The 16807-nt window shown below is 42.5% G+C and carries 15 protein-coding genes; 8 read left to right on the top strand and 7 right to left on the bottom strand.

Annotation, left to right across the window (positions count from 1 at the left end; translation table 11 throughout):
• Positions 1-8: 8 nt before the first annotated feature.
• On the bottom strand, positions 9-593 hold the full coding sequence (locus MR764_RS09375) for a beta-phosphoglucomutase family hydrolase (RefSeq protein ID WP_247979155.1): 585 nt from the start codon (positions 591-593) through the stop codon (positions 9-11).
• A gap of 323 nt (positions 594-916) precedes the next feature.
• Here MR764_RS09375 and MR764_RS09370 point away from each other — a divergent pair, with 323 nt between their 5' ends.
• Complete coding sequence (locus MR764_RS09370) at positions 917-1744, top strand: glycoside hydrolase family 16 protein (protein ID WP_247979154.1); 828 nt, start codon at positions 917-919, stop codon at positions 1742-1744.
• Positions 1745-1945: 201 nt separating this feature from the next.
• On the opposite strand, the gene MR764_RS09365 is transcribed toward MR764_RS09370, so the two are convergent.
• The 3 genes from MR764_RS09365 to MR764_RS09355 form a co-directional block, all read right to left on the bottom strand.
• Positions 1946-2671 (bottom strand): SIMPL domain-containing protein, encoded by a 726-nt coding sequence (locus tag MR764_RS09365; RefSeq protein WP_247979153.1) that lies wholly within the window; start codon positions 2669-2671, stop codon positions 1946-1948.
• 105 nt (positions 2672-2776) lie between these two features.
• Positions 2777-3664 carry a dienelactone hydrolase family protein gene (locus MR764_RS09360; RefSeq protein ID WP_247979152.1) on the bottom strand — a complete coding sequence of 296 codons (888 nt, stop codon included), beginning with the start codon at positions 3662-3664 and terminating at the stop codon, positions 2777-2779.
• 116 nt (positions 3665-3780) lie between these two features.
• Positions 3781-4668: a metallophosphoesterase gene (locus tag MR764_RS09355; RefSeq protein WP_247979151.1), complete on the bottom strand. Its 888-nt coding sequence runs from the start codon at positions 4666-4668 to the stop codon at positions 3781-3783.
• A 68-nt stretch (positions 4669-4736) separates the two neighbouring features.
• Between MR764_RS09355 and MR764_RS09350 the strand changes: the two genes are divergently transcribed.
• Positions 4737-5183: a nuclear transport factor 2 family protein gene (locus MR764_RS09350; protein ID WP_247979150.1), complete on the top strand. Its 447-nt coding sequence runs from the start codon at positions 4737-4739 to the stop codon at positions 5181-5183.
• 2 nt (positions 5184-5185) lie between these two features.
• Here the strand turns inward: MR764_RS09350 and MR764_RS09345 are convergent, their stop codons facing one another.
• Complete coding sequence (locus MR764_RS09345) at positions 5186-6544, bottom strand: carboxypeptidase-like regulatory domain-containing protein (protein WP_247979149.1); 1359 nt, start codon at positions 6542-6544, stop codon at positions 5186-5188.
• Entirely contained in the window at positions 6541-7125 is a 585-nt protein-coding gene (locus MR764_RS09340) for a sigma-70 family RNA polymerase sigma factor (RefSeq protein WP_247979148.1), read from the bottom strand. Before MR764_RS09340 ends, MR764_RS09345 begins: the two co-directional genes overlap by 4 nt.
• Before the next feature lie 114 nt (positions 7126-7239).
• Between MR764_RS09340 and MR764_RS09335 the strand changes: the two genes are divergently transcribed.
• The 6 genes from MR764_RS09335 to MR764_RS09310 all read left to right on the top strand — a co-directional run bounded on the left by MR764_RS09335 (position 7240) and on the right by MR764_RS09310 (position 15296).
• Positions 7240-9084 (top strand): VWA domain-containing protein, encoded by a 1845-nt coding sequence (locus MR764_RS09335; protein ID WP_247979147.1) that lies wholly within the window; start codon positions 7240-7242, stop codon positions 9082-9084.
• Positions 9085-9169: 85 nt separating this feature from the next.
• Complete coding sequence (locus tag MR764_RS09330) at positions 9170-10681, top strand: DUF4419 domain-containing protein (RefSeq protein WP_247979146.1); 1512 nt, start codon at positions 9170-9172, stop codon at positions 10679-10681.
• 112 nt (positions 10682-10793) lie between these two features.
• Positions 10794-12917, top strand: a complete 2124-nt coding sequence (locus MR764_RS09325; protein ID WP_247979145.1) for a S9 family peptidase — start codon at positions 10794-10796, stop codon at positions 12915-12917.
• A gap of 219 nt (positions 12918-13136) precedes the next feature.
• Complete coding sequence (locus MR764_RS09320; protein ID WP_247979144.1) at positions 13137-13322, top strand: helix-turn-helix domain-containing protein; 186 nt, start codon at positions 13137-13139, stop codon at positions 13320-13322.
• A 320-nt stretch (positions 13323-13642) separates the two neighbouring features.
• Positions 13643-14530, top strand: coding sequence for a toxin-antitoxin system YwqK family antitoxin (locus tag MR764_RS09315; RefSeq protein WP_247979143.1), 888 nt, complete (start codon positions 13643-13645; stop codon positions 14528-14530).
• A gap of 163 nt (positions 14531-14693) precedes the next feature.
• Positions 14694-15296, top strand: a complete 603-nt coding sequence (locus tag MR764_RS09310; RefSeq protein ID WP_247979142.1) for a hypothetical protein — start codon at positions 14694-14696, stop codon at positions 15294-15296.
• Between the two features lie 56 nt (positions 15297-15352).
• Here the strand turns inward: MR764_RS09310 and MR764_RS09305 are convergent, their stop codons facing one another.
• Positions 15353-16792 carry an SDR family oxidoreductase gene (locus MR764_RS09305; protein ID WP_247979141.1) on the bottom strand — a complete coding sequence of 480 codons (1440 nt, stop codon included), beginning with the start codon at positions 16790-16792 and terminating at the stop codon, positions 15353-15355.
• Positions 16793-16807: the final 15 nt, after the last annotated feature.

Here is a 16807-nt window from a genome sequence, read left to right as displayed (position 1 = left end):
AGGCTTGATCAGTAGGTGTAAGGACGAACATCGGTTACAAACATCCCGGCTGTTTGGGCGGCTTCAATACCGAGTACCCCGTCTTCAAAAACCTGGCATTGCTTAGCTTTTACGCCCATTAACACAGCACACTTCAAAAAAGTTTCGGGTTGTGGTTTGTGCCGGGTAACATCGTCGGAACTTACCACCGCATCAAAATACTTGTTTAAGCCCAGCGATTTCAGCTGAACTTCAGCGCTCCGCCGGCTGGCTCCCGTTCCAATTGCCATCGGAAGTTTGCCATGGTATTCAAATACCAGGTCAATTACCGGCTGGTGAGGTTTTAACAGCGAAGCATGATCCCAGAACAGTTCCTGTTTCATCCTGACAAGGTTTTCGGGCGTTTCGCTAAGTCCGTATTGGGCCACCACGCGACGGGCAAAATCAATGGTGGGGCGGCCGGTTAATTCATAAAGAATTTGACGGTCGAAACTGAATCCGTATTTTTCGCCAATCATCTCCCAGGTTTTCAGGTGAACAGGTAGTGAATCGGAGAGCGTTCCGTCCAAATCGAATATAAGGCCTCTTGCCTCCGGATGAACTGTTATTCCCATGCTTAATTATTTGCGGCAAAGGTAACAGAAGCTGATGAGATGTTTGTTGCCTTGCCAACTCATCGTAAAAATTTAATTATCAATTAAAAGAAAACAGTCAATTAAATAATTCTCCGTGGCAGACCACGGGGTTTCCTTATATTCTCCCCTGAGTTTCAGGGGAGATGTCATCCTTCAGCTGACGGATGACAGAGGGGTGTAATAAAGAAAATTCGATTCTCAGCTTTTTTGCTGAAATAAAGTTGGCGTAATACTCTGTGGACAGTCAACTTTAGAATTTTCTTTATTTGTTATCTTTGGGAAAAACCTTTCAATTAAACTTAATGATGAAAACGATTTTTCTTTTGGCTGCTTTAGTAGTTTCAACTTCAGTTGATTGCTCCGCTGAAAACAATTCCCCCCAAAAGCAATCTGCTCCGGATACCGGTAAAAAGTGGGAGTTGGTTTGGGAAGATAATTTTGAAAAAGATGGTTTACCTGATCCGAAAATCTGGGGGTACGAGGTGGGCTATGTAAGAAACCGAGAAGCGCAGTTTTACACCGAAGGCCGCTCCGAAAATGCACGTGTTGAAAACGGCTGCCTGGTAATCGAAGCCCGGAAAGATAATTGGGAAGGACACGAGATTACATCGGCCAGTTTGCATACTTACGGTAAAAAAAGCATGCTTTATGGCAGAATTGAAGTAAAAGCCAAGCTTCCGACCGGAAAAGGTACATGGCCGGCCATTTGGATGCTGGGCGACAACCACAGGGAAGGCACACGATGGCCTGATTGTGGCGAAATTGACATTATGGAGAACGTAGGTTACGATCCTGATCATATTTTCGCGAATGTTCATACCAAGAAATACAATCACTCCATTGGAACCGGGCGGGGAAGCAGTATTGTCATGGATAAACCTTACGAAAACTTTTATGTGTACGCCTTGGAATGGGATGAGAGTGAACTGCGTTTTTATGTCGATGATCAGCTGTATTTTACCTGCCAAAACGATGGGACGGGAGTTGAAGCGTGGCCCTTTGATCAGCCACAATATCTGATCCTGAACCTGGCTATTGGAGGTGCCTGGGGAGGCAAGCAGGGCATCGCCGAAGATTTGTTGCCGCAAAAGTATTACATCGATTACGTGCGGGTCTACAAGCAAAAGTAACGGAGGTGACTAAAAATAAAGAAGGGGCTGTCCAAAAAGTTGGCAAAAACAGGTTCTCGCAAAGACACAAAAGAAGCGCAAAGGTCGCAGATTGCTCATGATTAGCTTCTTTTTTTGCGTGCTTTTGAGTAAATCTTGGCGTGCTTTGCGTGACATTTACTTTTTGGACAAGCCCTTTGTTTTTATCTGTTGTGTTGTCGCTTATTGGTTAATTTCCCACGAAATGAAAATATTGGTGTTCATTTCCACTTCATCTGGATTGAGTACATCCGTTATTTGGGCTGACGATTTCGCCTGATCCATCATGGCGAACATACGAAGTTCGGGTTGTGTCGGCCCGATTGACCGTTGAGCTTCCCCGTACTGAATGTTTTTAATTTTTCCGAGCGTTGTTCCCGAAGCTTTGGCAATCCATTCGGCTTTCTGACGGGCATCTTGTACTGCCAGCGTAATCAGTTTTTCTTTTACCGCATTCATTTGTTCTTCGGAAAGTGAAAAATTGAGATTGAAATTCGATTCCAGGTTGTCTTTTATCAACTCAAAGATTTTATCGTTCTTTTTGTAATCCCGTTTTGTACGGATAGTCACCGGAATATTGGCTTCGTAGCCGTCAAATACAGACTGCCGCAGTTCGGGATCGTATTTTTGGATTTCGCGGATGGAATAATTATTAGCTTTTAGCAAATCTTTGTCGATGCCGTTTTTTACAAAGAGTTTTTTTATGTTGTCCATTTTTTCAACCGCCATCTCGGCACACTTTGTATAGTTGTTATCTTTTACACTCAGGTTTACGGTAAACGAAAGGTCTTCGGGCATCAGCTTAACCAATGATTTTCCTTCTACTGAAATAATTGCCCCTTGATTATTTTGGGCAAATGAGCCGAGAGAAAACAACAATACGGCCAAGGATAAAATAATTCTTTTCATGACTTACTTTTTAATGATTTTAAAGGTTCGTTGCAGAACCTGGTTGCGAAGTAATACAAAGTATATGCCAGAAGCCAGCCGGCACTATCAATAACGTTATTATGTTCATTTAAGTTGCTGATGAAAAAAATCGATGGTTCGTTTCCAGGCAAGTTTTGCAGCTGTTTCGTCATAACGCGGGGTGGTATCGTTGTGGAAACCATGATTCACTCCCTCGTACATGTAAGCTGTGTATTTTTTATTGTTGGCTTTTAATGCCACTTCGTAGGCCGGCCAGCCTGCATTTACCCGTTGATCAAGAGATGCAAAATGCAGCAGGAGCGGAGCGTTAATTTTTGGCACATCCTCGGCTTCGGGTTGTCCTCCGTAAAAAGGAACGGCAGCTTTAAGATCCGGTACCCGTACCGCCATCATGTTTGAAATCCAGCCACCAAAACAGAATCCAACCACGCCCACATTTCCGTCGCATTCCGGGTGATTTTTTAGGGTTTCGAATGCCGCAATAAAATCCTCCAGCATCTCGTTTCGGTCGCGTTTACTCTGCAGCTCACGGCCTGCGTCATCGTTGCCGGGGTACCCGCCCAGCGGTGTTAAAGCATCGGGCGAAAGCGAAATAAAGCCCTCCAAAGCTGCCCGCCGGCCAACATCAGCGATGTGTGGGTTCAAACCACGGTTTTCATGAACCACCACAATCCCGGGTAATTTTTTTGTGTTACCCGCAGGTCTCGACAGCTGCCCCTTAATTTTGCCTCCGCCTTTTGGCGAAGCATATTCGATGGTCTCCGTTTTTAAGCGACTGTCGTCGGCCTTTACCTGGATCTTTTCCTGGTAATCGGGCATTATAAAACTCATCAGTGATGAAACTGTCAATCCTCCAACAGCATAGGCCGAAAGTCGTTCCATAAATTGCCGGCGATCGATCTTGTTGTGCGCATATTCGTCGTACAGGTCAAATACGCCCTGGTCGACTTGTTCTTTTTTGATCTGCTTCATGGTAAAGTATTTTCATTAAAAACCTGAATGAGAAGGTTTTGTTCACAGGAGTGACCGACTTTCTTTTGCAGAAGATTTGGCGATCCAAAAGAGTAAAATGAATTGCTGTCGGGCGCTTAGTTGATCGGTAAAGTACGTTGTGGCTCATTCCCATAACCGGTCACTTCGATGGCCTTTTTACTTAGCTTTATAACGGAGAAGGTGTTGATATCCGCTGTTTCAATCATACCCTTCAGGTTTAGGAAATGAATACCATCGGCAAAGGTGTAGTTTCCGGCGTGATTGTGACCGTTCATCCAGCATTTTACGCAATCGTACTTTTTCAGGATGTCAACCACTTCTTCGGTATTCCAAAGTGAATGCGCATTATAGGGGAGTAGCGGAAAATGACAAAACAATATTACTTTTTGCCGGCTGTTCTGCGCTTTCTTAAGCTCATTTTCCATCCATTGAAGCTGTTCTTCCCCAATGCCTCCGTTCCAGTTGTGGTAATTGGGTTTGCCCTCGTTTTTCAATGCTGCGGTAAGTGCCTTGGCTTTTTCAACGATTTGGGGATCATTCGATTGAAAAGTAAGATCACATCCATTCAAAAAAATAAAACGCCATCCCTTTTTCTCAAACGAATACCAGGTTTTGTCGAGTTTAAGCATTTGAGGTACTTTTTCAAAATACTCATTTTCAACCGACAAATCGTGATTGCCGATCACCTGGGAAACTTCTGTTTTTGAATGTGAAAGAACGGGAGTAATTCCGTCGAAACTCGAAAATTCATGATCGATCAGATCGCCCAATCCAACGACAAAAGCAACATTGTTATTGTTGAATTCATGAATACAGCTTTGGAGTTTTTCCAAAGAATTTCGGTAATGCCGGGTTCCCTTTGTATCGCAATTGCAATACTGGCAATCGGCAAATACGCCAAATTTAATTTGCGATTTTGCAGTTTGACTAAAGCTGAGAAGCAGGAAGACAAAGACGAGTTTTGCGAATGTTTTTGTTGTCATCGAATTGATTTTATATTTCCCTTACCGGGAAGGATTGCTAATTTAGCAAGGAACATTCAAAATTGATTATGCAAAAAATAATAATTCTTGTGCTTACGGTTTTTTTCAGCTTTTCGGCAACGGCTGAACATCGCTTAAATGAAAAGGATGAGAGCAATATTCGGAAGCTGATTCAGCAACAGGTGGATGCCTGGAACGAGGGTAACCTGGAAAAATTTATGGAAACCTACTGGAAGTCGGATCAGCTTTCGTTTGTTGGAAGTCGCGGCCCAACTTATGGCTGGCAGGCAACCCTGGATAATTACAAGAAAGGTTATCCCGACAAAAAAGCGATGGGGCATCTCGATTTGAAGGTGCTGAAACTTACTCAAATCGACAAAAAGACGGTATTGATGATTGGCCGTTTTGAATTAACACGTGAGATTGGTGATGCTGCAGGGCATTTCACCCTGGTTATTCAGAAAATAGAAGGTGAATGGAAAATTATCAGTGACCACTCCAGCGCGGAGAAGTGATTTTATTTTTCTTTTCGGAACACGATTCGAAGTTTTACGGTTGAATCTACTTGTTTGTCATCCAAAAGTTCCGGTTTCCAGGCAGGCCCGTTTAAAACGATTTGTTTTGCTTTTTCAACCAAGGTTTCATCCGCATGGTTGAGATTTTCGATCGATTCAATTTCTCCTTTTTTGTTCAGTTTAATGCGAAGTCTTACTACTTCTTTTTCGTTCGGATAATCGGCAGGTAAAATGGCTTCCGATTTTAAATATTCGTAGTAAGTTTTGTATCCCGAAACGGGTTCTGCAGCCAGCTTCTCGGTTGGCAATTCGGGACTTACTTTGGTGACACTTCCGGTTAGAGACTCCTTCTTTTGTACGCCATAACCAACCACCACCACTTCATCCAGAGCCAATTGATCAGGTTCCAGTTCTATGATCGAACTCAGGCTGTCGGTTGGAGAAATTACTTTGGCTTCCATTCCAATAAAATTGGCCGTTACGGTTGAAAGACTGTCTGTTAATGGCAGTACAAAATTTCCCTCGACATCGGTAACAGTGCCATTGGATGTCCCGTTCTCAACAATGGAAACACCGGGTAAAGGCAATTTGTCGGAAGCCGAAATCACTTTGCCTTTGAGTACTTTAACGGCCGGCGGCGTAGGATTTGACTGAAGGGTGGCATAACCTCTGATTCTTATTTCGGCACCGGGTGCCACATGTTTCGCAACACTGCCTTTCATTTGCGGAGTGATTTTTGACTGAACGGTTACTCCCTGAACTCGACCGCTTAAAGCTTCAATCGGAAGTTCCTCTTCTTTTTCTTCCAGTGCTTCAGCAACCACTACCGGTTCTTTCTTTTCAATCGGAAGTACAACCGGGGCTGCTTCTTTCGGTTTTGGAGCAGTAGTTATTTTATCCGTTTCCGTTTTTTCTTGCTGAAGTTCTTCCGTGTCTGGTTCAACTTCTATTTCGGCTATCGGTAATTCTTCCTCTGTATCCTTTAACTCAGGTTCAGTCTGTTTTTCCTGAACAGCTGCAGGATGTTCCATTTTTTCAGTCTGAGTTAGTTCGGGAACCGGATCTTGTTTGCTGATCTGCAGCCATAAAATACCAATCGAAACAAGAATAAGAATCGACGCAGCCGCGGCCACAAAACGAATCTTACGTTTTTTCTTAGGCGAAGAAATTTGCTTAGAAAGTTCAAGAAGCTGCAAAGACATTTCTTCCGGAGAAAGCTGTTCCAGTCCTTCCAGCGCTTCGGCCATAAACGGATCTTTTTGCAGTTCTTTTTCAAACGCATTTCGTTCATCCGGCGTCATTTCGTTGGCACGATACCTTCTGAAATCATCAAAAACAATATGTTTTTTGCGGTTCTTCATTTCTTTTTATCCAGACAAATCTTCAAATTTCGTTTCGCATTCTGAATATAGCTTTTTACTTTTTTTTCATCGATGTGCATTAAACCGGCAATTTCGCGGTAACATTTATTGCTGAAATAGAACAAGCGGATGCTTTTTTGCTGCTCGGCTTTCAGCTGTTCGATGCAGTCTTGCAATGCTTGCTCCACATCTTCGGTTCGCTCTCCGTCAATAGGATGCATTTCAGCATCGTTTTCCATAAACGAATCGCTATTTTCCACCTCAGCTAATGAAACAATCTGCCCCGGTTTTGCCCTGCGCAATTCCATTAAACAATGGTTTTTGCTAACTACGTACAGCCAGCTTTTAAAGTTCCTGATGTTGTGGCGGTCAATTTCTGTCTGAATTTTTTCATAGATCGAAATTACCGCGTCTTTGGACTTGTGTGTGTCTTTCAGGTATTTCAGGCACAAACCGAAAACCAGGTGAATGTAACGCTCATAAAGCTCACCCAACACACCCACATCTCCTTTTTCAAGAAAGAGGGCAAGCAATTCTTCATCGCTTTTTTGGTTTCGGTGCCGGCTGTAGATAAGCTTCATTCTGGTTTGAAAAATCCGACTAAAAGTAGAATAATTCAGAAAACTTTAAAATTTTTTATGGAATCTGTTTCGCCTCTGCATCCTGTTAGTGACTTTAATTTAAATCTGAAAATCATGAAACGAATATTTTTAATCCTGATGATGGCAGTGGGCTTGGCTACTATTGCTTTCGCGAACCAAAACAGAGAGATTTCCGGATCCGTTACCGATGAGTCGGGCGCTGCACTTCCCGGAGTAAGTATTTGTGTTGAAAATACAAGTCGAGGAACGGTAAGTGATGTAAACGGATTTTACAAGATTATGGTTAATCCCGGTGATAAAAGACTGGTGTTTTCTTTTATTGGTATGATTACCGAGAAAGTGAAAATACCGGAAACCGATAGATTGAATGTGGTTTTGAAGGCAGATGAGGTGGGTTTAGAAGAGGTAGTAGTTGTAGCTTATGGTGTACAGAAAAAAGCAAACCTTTGCGGCGCCGTTGCCGGAGTAGGTGTAAACCGTGCTCTATATTTCCAGCCGCAGGCAGATTGCAACACCGAAAATTATTCCACCATTCGTGAAAATGGTTTTAAAGATGTAAACGCAAATCCGCTTTCTACGTTTTCGATTGATGTTGACCGGGCTTCGTATTCCAACGTTCGTCGGTACATTAACCAGGGAAATTTGCCACCGGTTGACGCGGTGAAGGTAGAGGAAATGATCAATTATTTTGATTACGATTATTCCGAACCAACCGGCGAGCATCCGTTTAGCGTAACAACCGAAGTTTCGACTTGCCCCTGGAACAGCAAACATTACCTGATGCACATCGGATTGCAGGGAAAGCACATTGATAAAACAAACCTGCCGGCCTCGAACCTCGTGTTTTTGTTGGATGTTTCCGGTTCAATGAACGCGCCCGACAAACTTCCGCTGGTAAAACGCGCCTTTACTATGCTGGTAAACGAGTTGCGCCCCGAAGACCGCGTGGCGATTGTGGTGTATGCCGGAGCAGCAGGTAAAGTGCTCGATTCCACTCCCGGAGATAAAAAGAAGACGATTCTGGATGCACTGGAAAAACTCGGAGCAGGGGGTTCAACAGCAGGGGGGGAAGGACTGAGACTAGCCTATAAAATTGCAGAAGAAAACTTTATTGAAGGTGGTAATAACCGCATCATTCTGGCTACCGACGGCGATTTTAACATAGGCGTTTCAAGCACTTCTGAAATGGAACGACTGGTGGAAAAGGAACGCGAAAACGGCGTTTTTATGACTGTGCTCGGTTTTGGGACAGGAAACATCAAAGATGATAAAATGGAAACAATCGCCGACAAAGGAAACGGGAATTATGCTTACATCGACAATATTCAGGAAGCCCGCAAAGTTTTCATTACCGAATTTGGCGGAACACTTTTCACGATTGCCAAAGACGTAAAATTTCAGCTGGAATTTAATCCGAAACAAGTGAAATCGTACCGTTTGATGGGTTACGAAAACCGTTTGCTAAACGATGAGGATTTTAACGACGATAAAAAAGATGCGGGAGAAATGGGCACAGGTCATACTGTAACGGCTTTGTACGAAATAATCCCGGCCAATATCGCCAATGACGATCGCAAACCGTCGGTTGATCCGTTGAAATACCAGACTTCCAAAACAGTTTCAGGAAAAGTGGGCGAGGAGTTATTGACCATTAAGCTGCGTTACAAAGCTCCCGAAGGTGGCAGAAGCAGACTGCTGGAAATTCCGGTTGCGAATAATTTGCAGAAAAATACTTCAGACAACTTCCGTTTTTCGGCTGCCGTAGCTGAGTTCGGGATGTTGCTGCGTCGTTCTGAATTTGCCGGAAGTACAAATATCAAGTCCATTCTGGAACTTGCACGCGCTGCCAAAGGCGAAGATGAGGAAGGCTATCGCTCGGAATTTATTCAACTGGTAAAAATGGTGGATGATTTGCAATTACTTAGTTATGACAAATAGTTTTGGAAAATAGAATAAAAGAGAAGTATTTTGTTACCTTAACGTGCAAGAAAAAGACCAATAAACTGCCATAACCGACAATAAAATGAATAAGTTTTTTAACCTACTAATACTGCTCGGAATTACAGTAAATGTATTCGGACAGCATGAAATTAAATTTCAGGTAGAAGAATTATCAAAACCGGAGAAACAGCTATTTTTAACAGACTATGATAAGGTTTACAAACACTTGATATTGTCTGATTTAAGTATGAATCTTTTTCAAGTCGAAAAAGATAGGATCGATTTTCCGTACAACATTGTTACAAAAAGCATGGCACCTTACCATTTAGTGACAATGGGTTATCATTCGTTTTTCAATGGAATGTATCGCGCTTATGCCGACCACAGACCATTTGTATTATCGCCTGATATGATTTGGTTGTTAATAAGCCAGGGATTCGCAAGACATGTTAGTGCGAACCCGGAATTATTCAGAGAAAAATTTCTGGATTTTGATGGTAAGGCGTCATTGGTAGTTAAATCGAATAAAGACTTGTTGGATTCATCTGTTAATCCAAAAGATTGGGAGAATGTTTTTCCGCAGTTTACATCTCAGATTGCAAATTATACCGGAGAGCAACTTGTTCATACTTTATCGTCAGACTTTTCTACCACAACAGCCATTGAGAAAGTTGCATCGGAAATTACGATAATGGAAGCGATGGAACCTTTTTTCGAGTTTGTTGTCTTCCGGATTGTTTGTGGAATTCCGGAAATCACCTTAAAAGGAACACCGGAGGATTGGCAAAAGGTTTATGATAAGGCGAAAAATTTAGGAGAATATGATTTAGAATGGTGGACAAATGAACTGGAGCCAATTTTAGAAGAATTTATAAAAACCTCGAAAGGTGATATTGATAAAGACTTTTGGCGAAATATGTTTAAGTCCCATTCGCAGAAGATATACGGAGCACCTGATAAAATTGATGGATGGGTTGTTAAATTTTTCCCCTACAATAAGGAGGGCAAGCGAAATAATTTACAAGAATTAATAGGAAGCGATAATTTACCGGAAGAAATTGTAAAGGTTGATTTACAATGCCTTGAGGTTTTTGGTGATGTAACAAAAACGACTCCGCTCGAATTGTGGGCCGGATTTATTGGATTGGAACAAGATTCTTCTGATTTCACTTTAACACCCAAAATTGGTTGGATGATTCGAAAAAAAGATACTGATAACATTGGACTAAAATACCGATTTAAAAAGGAAGCGGATTCAGGGATATCTATTAGGGTTAAGGAAATACCTGAAGCAATTTATGCATTAGAAGAGATTAACCTTCTTGAAGTTTCTTTTATCGATAGCATATTAGTACCTGATAAACTAAAAGAAATCACAATTGATAAACTTAAATTAACCGGTAAAATTGACAAGTCAGAGTTTGAGAGGATAAGTAAAATGTTTCCAAATACAGAATTGACCATAACCCAAAAGAAAGCAACTAAGGACACCAAATTAAAATCGGGGGAAATAGACAAATTAGAAATTGAGCCGATTGGTAATAAATCTAAAGACACAGAATTGATTAAAGGTAAAATAATCTTTCAATATTGATTTAAGAGCAGAGATTCATGTGTTGATGTTGAACACCGGAATCCCTGCTTTTTCTCATCCTGACAGTCAGTAACTTTTACTACATTCGTCACCCAAATTTAAAACTCAGAAAATGTATCGGATTGTACTGTTCTTTCTTTTGATCTCCCAAATTTCAGTGTTTGCCCAAACCAAACAAATGAGCCTCGAAGACGCGATAATGGGGCGCTATACTTATTTGAATCCCGGTTCGCTCAGAGGCCTTGCGTGGCAGGACGATGCAAACTATACGCAGATAAAAAGCGATTCGCTGGTGGCGATCAATGCAAAGAGCGGCGATGAAAAATGCCTGCTTACCACGGAAGAATTGGGCGGGATCATTGGCGCTTCGTTACGTTATTTCCCTGCTTGTCAGTGGCTGGAAGATGGTTCGTTGCTGGTACAAACTTCCGGTGCTTATTATATTATAAATGCAGCAGAAAAGAAACTGGTTTATTCCATTGAGCTGCCCAAAGAAGCGCAAAACGCTGTTTTTTCGGAGCAAGGGAAATGGGTGGCTTTTACACAAGGCGATGATTTGTTTGTGGCCTTGAAAGATGGAAGTGTAAAACAAATTACCGGCGATGGCGGCAACGGGATTGTAAACGGACAAACCGTGCACCGCAACGAATTCGGCATCACCAACGGGATTTTTATTTCGCCCAAGGGGAATTTTATCGCCTTTTACCGCAAAGACGAAAGCATGGTAAAAGATTACCCGCTGGTTGATTTTATGGCACGTGAAGCCGAATATACACCTGTGAAATATCCGATGGCAGGAATGGCAAGTCACCATGTAACGCTGGGAGTATACAATATTGAAACCGGCAAAACCACTTTTCTGAAAACCGGTGAGCCGTTTGATCATTTTCTGACCAACGTGGCTTGGTCGCCCGACGAAAAGAACGTTTATATGGCTGAACTCAACCGCGAGCAAAACCACATGCAGATGAATTGTTACGATGCAGCATCGGGTGAGAAAGTAAAAACCTTGTTCGAAGAAACAGCTGACACCTATGTGGAACCCTTGTTCCCGATACAGTTTTCAAAAGTAAATCCAGCCGAGTTTTATTACCTGAGCCGCCAGGATGGCTGGTTTCATGTGTACAAATACAACACCGAAGGAAAGTTGGTGCAACAAATTACAAAAGGAGAGTGGGAGGTAACTTCAATCATTGGTTTCGATCCGAAAGAAAAATTTCTTTTTGTGGAAGGAACACAGGACAGCCCCGTTGAAAATCATATTTACAAGATTGAAGTGAAAAGCGGGAAAAGCACGAAGCTGTCATCCGGAGAAGGAATGCACAGCGCGATGCTGAGCCCTGCAGCATCCTACGTGATCGATAACTGGAACGGAGTGGAAGTGCCCCGGAAGATAGCTTTGCTGTCGACCGATGGAAAAACGCAGCGTACCCTTTTTGAGGCTGAAAATCCTTTGGCCGACTACAACATGGGCGAAACCAAACTGGTGACTTTAAAAACCGCTGACGGGAAATACGATCTGTTTGGACGCCTGATCCTTCCTCCGAATTTCGATTCATCCAAAAAATACCCGGTAGTGGTGTACGTTTACGGCGGACCGCATTCGCAAATGGTGGACAAGAGCTGGCAGTATCAAACCCGCTGGTGGCAGTATTACATGGCTTCGCAGGGTTACATTGCTTTTACCATGGATAACCGTGGCACCAATAACCGCGGCCGCGCTTTTGAAACGGCCGTTCACCGTCAGCTCGGAATTCCCGAAACCGAAGACCAGATGCAGGGAGTGGAATACCTGAAAAGCCTGCCTTATGTCGATGCCGAACGCATTGGTGTGCACGGCTGGAGCTATGGTGGCTTTATGACATTGAACCTGATGACGCGTCATCCTGAAGTGTTCAAGGTGGGTGTTGCCGGTGGTCCGGTGGTCGACTGGAGTATGTACGAAGTGATGTACGGCGAACGCTACATGGACATGCCGCAGGAAAACCCGGAAGGCTACGAAGAATCGAATATGGTCAATCATGTAAAAGATCTGCAGGGCAAATTAATGCTGATTCACGGCGTGCAGGACCAAACCGTGGTGATGCAGCACAGCATGAAATTTCTGCGCGAGTGCGTAAAACAAAATAAACCGGTCGACTTTTTTGCTTACCCTATCCATCCACATAACGTACGCGGTAAAGACCGCGTACATTTGATGGAAAAAGTAAGTCAGTATTTTTTCGATTATTTGTGATCGCTTAAGTACAAAAGTGAATCCTCTGGCTAAAAATCGACGGCTTGCTATGTGAAGATATCTCCAGCAAGCCTGTCCATTTTTAGCTGGTGTTTTATCGACTTTCGTATGGTTTTAAACTTCGGATGCAAAGCCGACGGGCGGAGTGAGCTTTCTTTCAGGAAAAAGGCCAGCAGGCTGGCATTGCAAAGGATCGACAACCATCCCTAAAGCTCCTTCATGCTCACCATTATGGCCCGGTGTTGTGACGACTATGTGGTTCTGGAACTCAAGGTAAAGCTGAAATCGGGTAACGAATCGTTGCAAAACATCGCCGATGAATTCAGCTTTTCCGACATCGCCTTTATGTCGAAATATTTTAAATCGCGAACCGGTTTGTCGCCCGGTGTCTTTCGGGCCAGTTAAGGTCTGTAGCTGGCGTTGTTTATGGTTTTCTTCCATATTGATGGATCCAAAATCCGAATAAATGAATTGGGGGAACTTGTTATCGGCTCAAAACATGTTGTCATCCTGTTGAACAAAAGATTTTTATGTTTATTTTTAAAAGACTAAAAAAAACGAAAGGCCGAATACATGTAACTCAACTCTTGCAAACAACAAAAGTTTATTGTTCCATATTTCGACGAATAAGTCATAGAATAACAATGAGTTACATGAGTAGCTGATAATAAGATATAAGTTGCATTGCAACATAAACATACGTTAGCGGTAATTTTTTTTTAAAAATGAGAACTTATATAGTTTTAATATTGAGTATTCTAATAAATCTGTCTGTTTCTGGACAAACGGAAAATGAAACAGTCCATTACTTTGACGGATTGTTTCCAAAGAATGGACTGTTTATTCGACCGGACTCGTTACCAGATGGCGTCTGGATTGCGTATTGTGAAACGAATCCTTCTCAGATTGGACTGAAGTTGCATTATAAAAATGGAAAAAGAAACGGCGAAACAATTGCGTATTGGCCAAATGGAAATATTCAACAAAAAGGATTGTATCAAGATGGATGTTTAGTCGGACTAAATGAAAAATGGTATGAAAATGGGGAAAAGGAGTCTGACAGTAATTGCGAAATAGATAATATAAAATTACAGCACTCACAATGTCATATAATCAATTATTGGTCAAAGACAGGTTCTCAGTTAATTAAAGATGGCACTGGTAAATATATTTCATATCATGACAATGATACGTTACAAGTTAATGGAGAATATCTTAACAGTTTGCAGACAGGTCAATGGACTTGGCATTACGACAATGGAGATTTGCAATATATAGAACATTTCAGTCAAGGCAAGCGAGACGGTGAGTACATTTTTTACTACATCAACGGACAAATCAGAAATAGGGGAATGTATTTAAATGGGAAACAGATAGGTGAATGGATACATTGGTATCAAGATGGCAAAATGGAAGAATATGAAAATCGTTTAAATGGATTAAGAAACGGAGAATATAAGTACTGGCACCGAAATGGAAAACTTTATGCATCAGGACACTATGAATTAGGTAAAGAAACGGGCGTTTGGGAATACTTTAATGAGAATGGTAAGTTGGAAAAGAAAGAAATTTATAAAAATGGTAAATTAAAAAGAACAAAAAGCTACCGCTAACATTTTGCAAATTGCATTGCGGGTGCAGTGGTGTGCGTTGTCTCTGCTCCTTTCTTGATCGTCATGTCCTGTCGGACACTGACGCTCTTCGAAATCCGCAACGACAACTTGCAAGTGACCGTTAAATGGCTTTTAAAAAAATAACAACACAAAGAAATACAGCGTGATCAGACTACTAATTATTATCTCATTGATTGGGGCTTTCCTTTCGTGTAGATTCGAAAAATCGGATAAAGGACAATTTGAGATAGATCAGACCTTACAATCGGGTAAAAGATTTTTTGTTCAGGATTCATCGGTATATGCGCCTGAATTTATCAGCGGACTCAGAAAATTAGATTCAGAATATGATTCCGTTCGTTTGATCGGGAATTATTTAATCATCAATACAGCTGATACCAGTTGGATTCCGACAGCGCTTCCGCTGGATGAGCTTGTAAATTATCGGGCAACCCGGGGAGATACGGTTTATAGTCTTGGAGTAAAACGGATCAGCTATACAACCATTGATTATGAGTTTAAAGTCAATGATATACGGATTAAAACAGGACAAGTAACACTACCGGCACAATTTATCTTTGGTTTGGAGTTTACGGAAATTGGCGCCAATGAAGCAATTCCAATGGTTCAGTATTTTGATCAGAATGGAATCTGGACGTGTATAAAGATTGAATCGGGAACTGCCAGGCGGATAGATTTTCAGATGCAAAGTGAGAATGATTCAACAAAAAATTATATGCAGGTGCCGGTTTTGACCAGAATATAAAAACGCCACATGATGCTTATCGAATCAGGTTTTCTTCGTTTTTCAGCAAAGCCCTGTTAGCGGTCCTCTTCTTCGGTTTTTGCAATATTCCGGATCATTCCGTTAAAAATAAAAAAGTGGAAAGGAGAGGTGGCGATCCAGTAGAGCCGTCCCAGGATTCCCCGCGGGCGGAAAGTGGCGGTTTGGTGCAAAACATTGTTCTCGTCGATCCTGAATTCGAGCCAGGCTTCACCGGGTAGTTTCATCTCGGCAAACAAGAGCAAGCGTTTTTTTTCGCGGCTGGCATACAGCACCCGCCAAAAATCGAGCGCTTCGCCGGTGGTAATTTCTTCGGGCAGCTTTCTTCCTCTGATCAGTCCAACGCCGCCCAGCAACAGGTCGAACCATCCCCGGGTTTGCCACAACCAGTTGGCGTAATAATAGCCCTTTTCTCCGCCAATCCGCCAGATGTTGTGGATCACCTGGTCAACGTTTTCAACCTTTAGTTTTTTGATGTCTTTGTAACAGCCAAAGTTGGGAACCTCGATAAAATCGGAAAGCGTAAGCCCCAGGCTACTGCTGATGATGGAATCTTTCCAGCTGCTCAGCACAAGGTTCTGTTTTATTCTCAGAAAGGCATATTTTAGTGCCGTTTTGTACGTGATGGGCTGAATTTTCAGCAACTCTGCCAGCTGGTTGTCTTTGCAGGTAACGTCGTTTTTCATGCTGTCGACCAGGCTCACCGAAAGACTGAACGAAACCGAAGTAATAAAGAATAACCAGTACGATGAAATCCGCGGCGAGATGAGGGAAGTTGTATAAACGCGGCGTTTTAATTTCCTCATTTCGGCATATTGCAGCATCATGTCTTTGTAGGTTAGTATCTCGGGGCCTCCAATGTCGTAGTTGTTTCCATAACATTCGGTTCGGCCCAAAACGCCCACCAAAAACTGTATGACATCGCGGATGGCAATGGGTTGCGACTTGGTCAGGATCCACTTTGGTGTGATGAGGATGGGTAGTTTCTCAACAATATCGCGGATGATTTCAAAAGAAGCGCTACCCGAACCAACAATGATGCCGGCCCTCAGAACAGTGAGCGAGTAACGATCGCTGCGCAAAATATCTTCCACCATTCGTCTCGACCGCAGGTGTTTCGAAAGGCTGTCCTGGTTCGAAATACCGCTTAAATAAATTACCTGTTTGGCCGATGTTGATTCAACATGTTTTTTAAAGTTTTCGGCAGCTCTCGATTCCAGTTCGTCAAATTTTCCCTTTGATGAGCTCATGGAGTGGATGAGGTAATACGCCGCATCAATGTCGTCAGGTAAAATACCGGGGACCACTTCATCCAGAAAATCGATCTCGATCATCCTGATTTTTTCGAGCAGTGGCTTGTGTAGTGTGAGCCTTCTTTTTTCGCGCACACAGCAAATAACTTCGTGTCCTTTGTCGATAAGGACAGGGAGGATTCGTTTGCCTACATACCCGGTAACGCCGGTTAAAAGTATCTTCATGGTGCTGTTTTGATG

The organism is Maribellus sp. YY47 (assembly GCF_023111095.1).
GTDB lineage: Bacteria > Bacteroidota > Bacteroidia > Bacteroidales > Prolixibacteraceae > Draconibacterium.
This window is presented reverse-complemented; position numbering and strand designations above follow the sequence as displayed.